This is a genomic window from Streptomyces sp. AC627_RSS907 (assembly GCF_019049165.1).
Window position 1 is genome coordinate 64,970 of sequence record NZ_JAGMUE010000291.1, and the last position, 959, is coordinate 65,928.

The following is a 959-nucleotide window of genomic DNA, read 5'->3' on the forward strand; positions in this document are numbered from 1 at the left end:
GGTGGCTCTTGACGGTCAGGGCGGACAGGCCCATCGAGACGCCGATCGCCTTGTTCGACTGGCCCTCCGCGACCAGTCGCAGCACCTCCACCTCGCGCCCGGAGAGCTCGCGGTAGCCGCCCGGGTGGCTCGGGGCACCCGGGGGGCGGCGGTGCAGGCGGGCGGCGGCGGCGCCGATGGGGGCGGCGCCCGGCCGGATGGGGAGCCCGACGTTGGTGCGGGTACCGGTGACGACGTAGCCCTTGACGCCGCCGGCGAGGGCGTTGCGTACGGCCCCGATGTCGTCGGCGGCGGACAGGGCGAGCCCGTTGGGCCAGCCGGCGGCGCGGGTCTCCGACAGCAGGGTCAGGCCCGAGCCGTCGGGGAGATGGACGTCCGCGACGCAGATGTCGCGGGGGTTGCCGATGCGGGGACGAGCCTCCGCGACGGACGAGGCCTCGATGACGTCGCGCACACCGAGCGCCCACAGATGGCGGGTGACGGTGGAACGGACGCGCGGGTCGGCCACGACCACCATGGCGGTCGGCTTGTTCGGGCGGTAGGCGACCAGGCTTGCAGGCTGCTCGAGGAGAACGGACACCAGGCCTCCTGGGGTGGCGGGACGGGGCCGGCTCCTGGGGGTGAAGCCGGGACGAACCGTGCTTTCAAGGTCACAGTCGTCTTCGGCACCGAACCCGTCCGCCTTTAGGGAATGATCACGATCTGGTGAGTAACAATCCGAGCAATTCGGACACGCGGTCGATCATTCGAAGATCGAACGGTTTCGCACTTTGTCGATACATGGCCGAATGTGGCCGTGTCGACAAAGTGACGGAACGTTTCTCACGCCCGGTGGACCCAAGTGCCGAAATGCGGGGGTGAGAGGGGGAGAAGAGGGGAGGGCGAGGAAGGGAGGGGAAGGGAGGGGAAGGGAGGGGAAGGGGGGGAGGCGGCCGGGCCTAGCGTGACTGCGGGCCGCG

The 959-nt window shown here is 70.4% G+C and carries 1 protein-coding gene; it reads right to left on the reverse strand.

Features of this window, described 5'->3' with window-relative positions; genetic code table 11:
• Window positions 1–580 (reverse strand): LuxR C-terminal-related transcriptional regulator (locus KUM32_RS35345; RefSeq protein WP_217146021.1); only part of this gene is annotated, 580 nt, incomplete at its 3' end.
• Window positions 581–959 lie beyond the last annotated feature (379 nt).